The organism is Hyphomicrobium sp., from assembly GCF_036833075.1.
Lineage (GTDB): Bacteria > Pseudomonadota > Alphaproteobacteria > Rhizobiales > Hyphomicrobiaceae > Hyphomicrobium_C.
The window spans coordinates 1-10,395 of record NZ_DAITQL010000115.1 but is presented as its reverse complement, the minus strand read 5'-3'; the positions used below and the strand labels follow the sequence as shown (position 1 = coordinate 10,395).

The window sequence follows — 10,395 nt, the reverse complement described above, 5'->3', positions numbered from 1 at the left end:
GGAACGCGAGCGGGATGGTGGAGACCACGTCGTCGCGCTCAAGCCCCTTGAGGTCGATGCGCTCTCCAAGTTGCAGCGCCCTCACCAACAGTCCCGGCCCCTGCTCGCCCATGGATCCTGCTCCCAACCGGCCCCAACCGCGACGAACGGCCGGTCCATCCGGCTTGTCAATCCCGGGAAATGAGGTTAGACAGCCGCCATCTCACACGCGCGCCTCATGCGCCCCGCGGATTGAAAGCCCCGTGGGGACGCTCCGGTGGAACAGCTAAGCATTTCTGGATGCTAGCTTTTCTTCTCAAGGCGCGCGGAGGATCAACCGGAAAAGGAACGTTACGCACATGACCGTGCCGCAATTCAACATGCGCCAGCTCCTGGAAGCCGGCGTGCACTTCGGCCACCAGTCGCACCGCTGGAACCCCAAGATGGCGCCCTTCATCTACGGCGCCCGCAACAACATCCACATTCTCGACCTGACCCAGACCGTGCCGATGCTGCATCAGGCGCTGAACAAGGTCTCGGACACGGTCGCCGGCGGCGGGCGCGTGCTGTTCGTCGCCACCAAGCGCCAGGCCTCCGACACCATCGCCGATGCCGCGAAGCGCTCCGCCCAGTACTTCATCAATCACCGCTGGCTCGGCGGCACGCTGACCAACTGGAAGACGATCTCGACCTCGATCCGCCGCCTGCGCCAGCTCGACGATATCCTCGCCGACCCGCAGGGCCGCACCAAGAAAGAGATCCTGAACATCCAGCGCGAGCGCGACAAGCTCAACCAGGCGCTCGGCGGCATCAAGGACATGGGCGGCGTGCCGGACCTCCTGTTCGTCATCGACACGAACAAGGAAGGCATCGCCATCAAGGAAGCGCGCAAGCTCGGCATCCCGATCGTCGCCATCGTCGATACGAACTGCGATCCGGACGGCATCGACTTCCCGGTCCCGGGCAATGACGACGCGGGCCGCGCCATCACGCTCTACTGCGACCTCGTCGCGCGCGCCGCGCTCGACGGTCTCGAGCGCGGCCAGGGCATGGCGGGCGTCGACATCGGCGCGGCGGAGGAGCCGCCGACCGAGACGCTGCCGGACGGCTCCGTCAAGGCCTGGAAGGGCATCGACGGGCCGCGCGGCGAGGCCGACGACCTCAAGCGGATCAACGGCATCACGGTCAAGACCGAGCAGAAGCTCAACGACGCGGGCGTGTTCCATTACTGGCAGATCGCCGACCTCGACGCCGAAAACCAGGCGCTGCTCGACCGCAAGCTCAAGCTCAAGGGCCAGATCGAGCAGGAAGGCTGGATCGCGCAGGCCAAGAAGCTGGTCGAAGCTTCGGCCGCATAATCCGTGCGGGGTCTCGCCGCACCCATCCACGAACCGCGCGCGGGCCTTCGGCCCGCACGCTGCCGTTTCGAAAGCCACCCGGCATGCGGGTCCCCGGCGGGCCCGATGCGAAAGGAGCAGTCATGAGCACGATTTCCGCCGCCACCGTCAAGGAGCTGCGCGACAAGACCGGCGCCGGCATGATGGATTGCAAGCAGGCGCTTCAGGAGACCAACGGCGACATGGAAGCCGCGGTCGACCTCCTGCGCAAGAAAGGCCTGTCCAAGGCCGCCAAGAAGGCCGACCGCGTCGCCGCCCAGGGCCTCATCGGCGTCGTCTCGAAGGTCAAGTCGGGCGCCGTCGTCGAGGTCAACTCGGAGACGGATTTCGTCGCCCGCAACCCGCAGTTCCAGGAGATGGTGAAGGCCATCGCGTCGCTGGCGGCCGCGGCCGGCGGCGATCTCGCAAAGCTGCTCGCAGCTCCGTATCCGGGCGGCAAGGGCACAGTCGAGGACCAGATCCAGGACGCGATCGCGACCATCGGCGAGAACATGGGGCTGCGCCGCACGGCGGCGCTCTCGGTCAAGGACGGCATCGTCGCCGACTACGTGCACAACAAGGCCGCCGACGGCCTCGGCAAGATCGGCGTGCTGGTTGCGCTCGAGAGCACCGGCAACGCGGACAGCCTGATGGCGCTCGGCCGCCAGCTCGCGATGCACATCGCGGCGGCGAGCCCGCAGGTCGTCAACGTCGAGGACCTCTCCAAGGAGGCGATCGAGCGCGAGCGCGCGATCTACGTGGAGCAGGCCAAGGCGGAGCCGCGCAACGCCGGCAAATCGGACGAGATTCTCGCCAAGGCGAGCGAGGGGCGCCTGCAGAAGGAGTTCGTCAGCCAGGCGGTGCTCATGAAGCAGGTGTTCGTCATCGACGGCAAGGCCACGGTGGCCGAGATCCTGAAGCAGGCCGAGAAGGACGTCGGCGCGCCGGTCAAGATCGCGGGCTTCGTGCGTTACGCGCTCGGCGAGGGCATCGAGAAGAAGGTCGAGGACTTCGCTGCGGAAGTGGCGAAAACGGTCAGCGCCGCGGCGCCCGGAAAGAGCTGAACGAGACGGGAAAAGCCGGCGCCGTCGCCGGCTTTTTTTTGACCAAGGGGCGCCCGGCGCGCCAAACTCGACTGTTGACGAAGACTGGCGACGAAGACTGTGGCGACGAAGCCTATGGAGACCGGCATGACGGCGAACGGACCGCTCAAGTACCCGCGCCTGCTCGTCAAGCTCTCGGGCGAAGCGCTGATGGGACGCAACGGCTACGGCATCGACACGGCCGTCGTCGACCGGCTGGCCGCCGATCTCGCGGAAGCCCGCGCGGCAGGCTGTGCGCTGTCGGTGGTCGTGGGCGGCGGCAACATCTTCCGTGGGCTGCAGGGCTCGGCCCGCGGCATGGACCGGGCCACGGCCGACTACATGGGCATGCTGGCGACGGTGCTCAACGCGCTGGCGCTGCAGAGCGCGCTCGAGGCCGTCAAAGCTCCGGCACGCGTGCTGTCGGCCATTCCCATGTCGACGGTGTGCGAGCCGTACGTCCGCCACCGGGCGCTTTACCATCTCGGGCGCGAGCGGATCGTGATCTTTGCCGCCGGCACCGGCAACCCCTTCTTCACCACCGATACGGCCGCGACGTTGCGCGCCATCGAGATGGGATGCGACGCGGTCGCGAAGGCGACCAAGGTCGACGGCGTCTACTCGGCGGACCCCAAGACGGATCCCACCGCCCAGCGCTTCGAGCGGCTCGACTACTCCGAGGTGCTGACGCGCAATCTCAAGGTCATGGACGGGGCGGCGATCGCGCTTGCCCGGGACAATCATCTTCCGGTAATTGTCTTTTCCATCGACGAGCCGGGCAACGTGATCAAGCTGCTGCGGGGGACCGCCCGGGCCACGGTCATCCACGGATGAGCCCCGCCCGGCCCTGTGCTTCCGCCCCTCGCACCGGCGAGGCCGCTGGCCCCTAAGGCGGCCAAGACAAAAAAGGAGAACAGCTCGGTGTCGCTCACGATGTTCGATCTCAAGGAAATCGAAACGCGGATGCGGGCTTCGCTCGAAGCGCTGAAGCGCGAGCTCGCCGGGCTGCGGACTGGGCGCGCCAGCGCCCACCTCCTGGATCCGGTCCAGGTCAACGTCTACGGGGCGCGCATGCCGATCAACCAGGTCGCGACCGTTTCGGTCCCCGAGCCGCGCATGATCGCGCTGCAGGTCTGGGACAGGAGCAACGTGCAGGCCGTGGACAAGGCGCTTCGCGAGGCGAACCTCGGGGTCAACCCGGTCGTCGACGGCACGATGATCCGACTGCCGATCCCGGCACCCACCGCCGAGCGGCGCCAGGAGCTCGCCAAGCAGGCCCACAAGTACGCGGAAGCCCACCGGATCGCGGTGCGCAACGTGCGCCGCGACGGCATGGACCTTCTCAAGAAGCTCGAGAAGGACGGCAAGATGAGCGAGGACGACCATCACAAGAACTCTGCTAAAGTGCAGGAGCTGACCGACAAGCTCGTCAAGGAGATCGACCAGACGCTCGCCAGCAAGGAGGCCGAGATCCATAAGGTCTAGACTGTGATGTCATGATTCGATGGGCCACACCCAGCCTGAGGCCAGGACGATCGCCGAGCGCGAGTCCAATGCCTCGCGCGAGTGGTTTGACGCCATCGGCCGGGCTCGGCCCATCGCCTCATGAGGTCACAGCCTCAGTTGCAACCAGATTGCCAGCTCATATCTCAGCCAACGGCAGGACAGCCGAGAGACGAGGACAGTCGACGATCATGGCCCGTGCGCCGGCCGACGAGACCGCGTTTTGGCGCCGGGTCCCCTACCACGGCCGGAATTTCCGTTGATCCAGCGATGTAAAGCCCAACCCCCCGTGGCAGACAGATCGACACCCTCCGAAAAGACCTCGAGCGCGCAGATCATGCCGCGGCACGTGGCTATCATCATGGACGGCAACGGGCGTTGGGCGGCGGAGCGGGGATTGCCGCGCGCGTTGGGGCACCGCTCGGGGGTCGAGGCGGTGCGGCGGACCGTCCAGGCGGCCTCGGACCTCTCCATTCCCTACCTCACGCTCTACAGCTTCTCGTCCGAGAACTGGTCGCGCCCGCAGGATGAGATCGACGACCTGATGGGCCTCATGAAGCGCTTCATCCGCCGCGATCTCGCGGAGCTGCACCAGAACAACGTGCGCGTCATGGTCATCGGGGAGCGCGAGAACGTCGAGCCCGAAATGATGGCCCTCATCGACGAAGCCTGCGAGCTGACGCGGGACAATACGCGGCTCACGCTGGTGATCGCCTTCAACTACGGCGCGCGCGGGGAGATCACGCGCGCGGCGCGGCGGCTCGCCGAGGAGGTCGCGGGAGGGCGGCTCGCGCCCGCCGAGATCACGTCCGAACGCCTGTCGCTCGCGCTCGACACGTGCGGCATCCCCGATCCCGACGTCCTGATCCGCACCAGCGGCGAGTGCCGTCTCTCCAACTTCCTGCTATGGCAGTGCGCCTATACGGAGTTCGTGTTCCTCGACGCGTACTGGCCCGACTTCGGCCGGGAGCTTCTCGTCGAAGCGATCGCCCAATACACGGCGCGCGAGCGGCGCTTCGGCGGCCTGCCGTGCCGGTCCACGGCTTAGGTTGCGCACTCATGAACGACGACGGAACGCTCGTCCCGAACCCCGACGCGGTTGCACCGCCGTCACCCGCCTCGCACGTCGCGCTGCGGGTGGCCTCCGCCTTCGGTCTCGCCACCATCGCGTTCGCCGCCACGTGGGCCGGCGTGCTCCCCTTCTCGGCGCTGGCGCTCGTCGTCGCGCTGCTGATGAGCTGGGAATGGTCGCGGATGGTCCGCGGAGACGCCTTCGACGCAACGCTCGCCGTGCACGGCCTCGCGGCGGCGGCGGCGGTCGTGCTCGCGGCCTTCGGATTCGCCGCGCTCGGCGCGGCGGTGCTCGTCACCGGGGTCATCATCGTGCTGGCGCTCGAATTCGGCCGGCGTCCGATCCTTTCGGCAACCGGCGTGCTCTATACCGGCCTGCCGGCGGTCGCGCTCATCTGGCTGCGCAGCAACGAGCCCAACGGCTTCCTGGCGGTGCTGTTCATCGTGCTCGTCGTCGCGGCGACCGATACGCTGGCGTTCGTCGCCGGCCGCTCGATCGGCGGGCCGCGCCTTGCGCCTTCGGTGTCGCCCAACAAGACGTGGAGCGGTCTCGCCGGCGGCTGTCTCGGCGCGGCTCTGACGGCGGCGCTCTTTGCCTACATGATCGGGGCGCCGATCCCGATCCTGGCCGCCCTGGGCCTCGTCATGGGCTTCGTCGCGCAAATGGGCGATCTCGCTGAATCAGCAATGAAAAGGACTTTCAACGTCAAGGACGTGAGCCAGCTTCTGCCGGGTCACGGAGGGTTTATGGACCGCATGGACGGCCTCGTCCCGGTGGCGGTGGCGCTGGCACTTGCAGCGCTCTTCATCGATCCGACCGCCCCCGCCGAGGCGCTGCTCGCGGGCCTTGCGCGCGGAGGTCCTTGAGCCGATGGCATCGGAGCCCATGGTACGCTCTTGCGACAGCCGCAACGCAACCGGCCGGCACGCCCGTGCACGCCGGTCCGCCCTGCAGGAGGCCGCCCGACCATGACGCAGGCGCTCGGCGCATCGAACGGCACGGCACGCCCCGGCGAAGCCGCTGGCGGCGAGGCTGAGCCGGTGCGCGCGGGCGCTGCTCAGCCGCTGCGGCTTTCGGTGCTCGGCGCCACGGGCTCGATCGGCACGAGCACGCTCGATCTCGTCGGGCACCATCCGCACCGTTTCGAGATCGTGGCGCTGACGGCGCAGTGCAATGCGCGCCGCCTCGCCGAGCTTGCCATTCTGCACCGCGCCAAGCTGGCGGTAATCGGCGAGGAAACCCGTTACGCCGAACTCAGAGACCTGCTCGCCGGCACGGGCATTCGCGTTGCGGCCGGCGCGGGCGCCGTCGAGGCAGCGGCGCGCGAGCCTGCGGACTGCATCATGGCTGCCATCGTCGGCGCCGCCGGCCTCAGGCCCACTTTCGCGGCGGCTGAGCAGGGTCAGCGCATCGCGCTCGCCAACAAGGAATGCCTCGTGTCGGCCGGCGAGATCTTCCTCAGCCAGATCGACCGGAACGGCGCCGAGCTGATGCCCGTCGACAGCGAGCATTCGGCAGCCTTCCAGGCCATCGGCCGCACGCCGGCCCGGTCCATCGAGAAGATCCTGCTCACCGCCTCCGGAGGCCCGTTCCGCACGCTCGACAAGGAGCGGCTCGCGCGGGTGACGCCGGACGAGGCGCTGCGCCATCCCAACTGGTCGATGGGGGCCAAGGTCACCATCGACTCGGCGACCCTGATGAACAAGGGGCTCGAACTCATCGAGGCGTTCCATCTGTTCCCGGTGGCGGCCCACCAGCTCGAAGCCGTGGTGCATCCGCAGTCCGTCGTGCATTGCCTCGTCATGCTGGAGGACGGATCGGTGATGGCGCAACTGTCGCACCCTGACATGCGCACGCCCATCGCGCTGGCGCTCTCGTGGCCCGAGCGGCTCGCAACCCCCGTCCCGCGGCTCGACCTCGTGGCGCTCAAGAGCCTCTCCTTCGAGGTCCCCGACCACGACCGCTTCCCGGCGCTCGGGGTCGCCACGGACGCCCTCAACCGCGGCGGGGCAGCCCCCGCCGTGCTCAACGCGGCCAACGAGGTCGCGGTCAAAGCCTTCCTCGAACGAGAGATCGGCTTCCTCGACATCGTGGCGGTCGTCGCGCGCTGCCTTGAAAAGGCCGACGCGCGGGGCCTCATTAGCGGAGCCGCGACACTGGACGACGTGCTCGCCGTCGACGGCGAAGCGCGGACCATGGCGCGGAGCCTGCTTCCAGGCTAAGACAGGCCTCCGGTCGCGGACGCCGCCCGCGCCAGATCAACCGAGCCCCAGCCGACGGGATTTGAGCAGAGATGATCGAAGGCTTCGTCAATCCGCTTTTTACCTTTTTACTTCAGGCGCTTGCCTTCCTTTTCGTGCTGGGCGTCGTGGTCTTCTTCCACGAACTCGGGCATTTCCTCGTGGCGCGCTGGTGCGGCGTCACCGTCACCACCTTCTCGATCGGTTTCGGGCGCGAGCTCTGGGCGCGCATCGACAGGCACGGCACGCGCTGGCGTCTCGCGGCGATCCCGCTCGGCGGCTACGTCAAGTTCCTCGACGACGCGAACCCGGCGAGCCAGCCGTCCGCAACGGCGCCGGAAGACCTGCCGCCGGGCTCGTTCCACGGCAAGCCGGTGTGGCAGCGCGCGCTCGTCGTCGCGGCCGGACCCGCGGCAAACTTCCTGGTTGCCGCCCTCATCTACACGGCCGTCAACGCGACCTACGGCGTCTCCATGATCACGGCGCGCGTCGACCAGGTCGTGGCAGGGATGCCGGCGGACCAGGCAGGGCTCCGGGCCGGCGACGTCATCACCGACATCGACGGCTGGAGCATCGAGACCTTCGACGACGTGGTGCGCATCGTCACCGCCTCGAGCGGGCGGACGCTCAGCATCTCCGTCGACCGCGGCGGGCAGGCCCACACCTTCGCGGTCACGCCGGAGATCAAGGACCAGAAAAGCGATCTCGGCGTCACCCTCCGCCTCGGCGATATCGGTGTCGTGCGCATCCTGCCGGCGCGGGTCGGCGCGGTGCTCGCCAACTCGCCGGCGGCCAGGGCCGGGATCGCGCCCGGCGACACCATCACCGCCATCGACGGGGCGGCCGTCACCTCGTTCGTCGACCTGATCGCCAAAGTCGGGCCGGCAGCCGGGCAGACGCTTGCGGTCACCGTCGACCGCAACGGGACGCCCCACACCCTGAACGTCGTCCCCGACGAGGTCGAGGGCAAGGCGGCGGACGGCACGCCGACCCGCCTTGGCCGGATCGGCGTCTCGCCGGACCGGCCTGCCCCGGTCGCCGTGTCGCTTCCGGAGGCCGTGCGGCTCGGTGTCCGCGAGACCTACGCCAACATCGTTCAGACCGTGACCGGGATCTGGGACATCCTGACCCGGCGCCAGTCGGCCGACCAGGTGGGTGGACCGATCCTCATGGCCGAGGTGACGGCGCGCGTGGCGGAGCTCGGCTGGGAGCCCCTCCTGCGCTGGACCGCGCTGATCTCCGCCAATATCGGGCTCTTGAATTTGCTACCTATTCCGATGCTCGACGGCGGCCATCTGGTGTTCTACGCGATGGAGGCCATCCGCCGGCGCCCGCTCAGCCAGCGGGTCCAGGAGATCGGGTTTCAGATCGGCATCGCCGTGGTGCTGATGATGGTTGTTTTCGTGAACCTCAACGACCTCATGCGGCTAGGCAGAAGGTGGCTATTTGGTGGCGGCTAAGGGCCCCCCGGAATCTCTGTTAAGTGACGTAATCTTGCCACTTCCCCGGGGCTTACCCAGTTGTTAAGAATGCCCGAGTGAATGGTAACGAAGGTGCGATTCGAGGCAGGGGGCCTCGAACCGGTTTCGCTTTTGCGCTCCGTCGGCGCCATTCCTGCTGGGGGTCCATCCCTCAGTTTCGCGACGGCTCGGGACCATTTGCCGACGGGGTCTCAAGAGTTGAGGGGGATCGGCTAAAAGGCGAGGCAGATCCGCGCATGATGCAGCTACGGATCATGTCGTTGGGGGGGATGCGCCAGCTCTTCTTGCTGGCGGTGCTCGCTTTCGCAGCGCTTTCCGTGCAGGCTCCGGTCTTCCCGGATCCGGCGCGTGCGCAAAGCGTGGTCCGGGACATCCGGGTCGAAGGCAACCGGCGGGTCGAGCCGGAAACCGTGCGCTCCTATCTCCAGTTCTCCGTCGGACAGCCCTACGATGCCGGCAAGGTGGACGCCTCGCTGCAGGCGCTGTTCGCGACCGGCCTGTTCGCCGACGTCTCCATCAACCAGGAAGGCGATACCGCGGTCATCTACGTCGTGGAGAACCCGGTCATCAATCAGGTGGCTTTCGAGGGCAACAGCGAGGTCGACACCGACACGCTCAAGGCCGAGGTGCAGCTCAAGCCGCGCTCCGTCTACACCCGCGCCCGAGTGCAGGGCGACGTGCAGCGCATCCTCGACGTCTACCGGCGCCAGGGCCGCTATGCGGCGACCGTCGAGCCCAAGATCATCGAGCTCGAGCAGAGCCGCGTGAATCTCGTATTCGAGATCAACGAGGGCGGTGCGACGAAGGTGCAGGGCATCAACTTCACCGGCAACCACGCCTTCACGGACAACCAGCTCCGCGACGTCATCTCGACCACGCAGAGCGGCTGGCTCGATTTCCTCAAGGGCACCGCTTACTACGACCCCGACCGCATGAACCTCGACCGCGAGCTTCTGCGCCAGTTCTACCTCAAGAGCGGCTATGCGGATGTGCGCGTGGTCGCCGCCAACGCCGAACTCGACCGCGACGGCTCGGGCTTCTACGTCAACTTCGCCATCGACGAGGGCGAGCTCTACACCTTCGGCTCGGTGACGGTGGAGAACTCGCTGCCCGGGCTCGATCCGAACACCATCACGGGCGATATCCTGACGCACCAGGGCGACACCTACAACGGCGCCGACATCGAGAAAACGACCGAGCGGCTGACGCTCGCCACGGCTGAGCAGGGCTTTGCGTTCGCGCGCGTGCGGCCGCGAGCGGTCCCGGATCCGGCGGCGCGGACGATCTCGCTCTCCTACATGATCGACGAAGGCCCGCGCATCTACATCGAGCGCATCAACATCAACGGCAACACGCGCACCAAGGATCACGTGATCCGGCGCGAGTTCCGCCTGGCGGAAGGCGATGCCTATAACCCGCTGCTCGTCGACCGCGCCAAGAAGCGTCTCAACGCACTTGGCTTCTTCAAGTCGGTCGACATCAAGCGCCGGCCGGGCTCGTCCCCGGATCGCGTCATCCTCGACGTCGATCTCGTCGAGCAGTCGACGGGCGAGCTGTCGTTCGGTGCCGGCTACTCGACCTCGGAAGGCGTGATCGGCGACGTCAGCATCAGCGAGCGCAACCTGCTCGGCAACGGCCAGTTCCTGCGCCTCAAGCTGGCCG

General features: G+C 67.5%; 9 protein-coding genes. All 9 read left to right on the top strand.

The window, feature by feature from the left end; translation table 11 throughout:
* The first annotated feature begins 338 nt into the window (after nucleotides 1-338).
* Nucleotides 339-1,337 (top strand): 30S ribosomal protein S2, encoded by a 999-nt coding sequence (locus V7082_RS20100; protein WP_334151344.1) that lies wholly within the window; start codon nucleotides 339-341, stop codon nucleotides 1,335-1,337.
* A gap of 122 nt (nucleotides 1,338-1,459) precedes the next feature.
* A complete protein-coding gene (tsf, locus tag V7082_RS20095; RefSeq protein WP_334151342.1) occupies nucleotides 1,460-2,419 on the top strand; it encodes a translation elongation factor Ts in 960 nt (319 codons plus the stop codon).
* A 126-nt stretch (nucleotides 2,420-2,545) separates the two neighbouring features.
* Entirely contained in the window at nucleotides 2,546-3,271 is a 726-nt protein-coding gene (gene pyrH / locus V7082_RS20090) for a UMP kinase (protein ID WP_334151340.1), read from the top strand.
* Between the two features lie 87 nt (nucleotides 3,272-3,358).
* The gene (gene frr / locus V7082_RS20085) at nucleotides 3,359-3,922 is read left to right on the top strand and encodes a ribosome recycling factor (protein WP_334151339.1); all 564 of its coding nucleotides are present in this window, start codon (nucleotides 3,359-3,361) and stop codon (nucleotides 3,920-3,922) included.
* Between the two features lie 307 nt (nucleotides 3,923-4,229).
* Nucleotides 4,230-4,988, top strand: coding sequence for an isoprenyl transferase (locus V7082_RS20080; protein ID WP_334151337.1), 759 nt, complete (start codon nucleotides 4,230-4,232; stop codon nucleotides 4,986-4,988).
* A gap of 11 nt (nucleotides 4,989-4,999) precedes the next feature.
* On the top strand, nucleotides 5,000-5,878 hold the full coding sequence (locus tag V7082_RS20075; protein ID WP_334151336.1) for a phosphatidate cytidylyltransferase: 879 nt from the start codon (nucleotides 5,000-5,002) through the stop codon (nucleotides 5,876-5,878).
* 102 nt (nucleotides 5,879-5,980) lie between these two features.
* Complete coding sequence (gene dxr, locus V7082_RS20070) at nucleotides 5,981-7,234, top strand: 1-deoxy-D-xylulose-5-phosphate reductoisomerase (protein ID WP_334151334.1); 1,254 nt, start codon at nucleotides 5,981-5,983, stop codon at nucleotides 7,232-7,234.
* 71 nt (nucleotides 7,235-7,305) lie between these two features.
* On the top strand, nucleotides 7,306-8,712 hold the full coding sequence (gene rseP, locus V7082_RS20065; RefSeq protein ID WP_334151333.1) for an RIP metalloprotease RseP: 1,407 nt from the start codon (nucleotides 7,306-7,308) through the stop codon (nucleotides 8,710-8,712).
* A gap of 257 nt (nucleotides 8,713-8,969) precedes the next feature.
* A partial coding sequence (bamA, locus tag V7082_RS20060; protein WP_334151332.1) for an outer membrane protein assembly factor BamA occupies nucleotides 8,970-10,395 on the top strand: 1,426 nt, incomplete at its 3' end.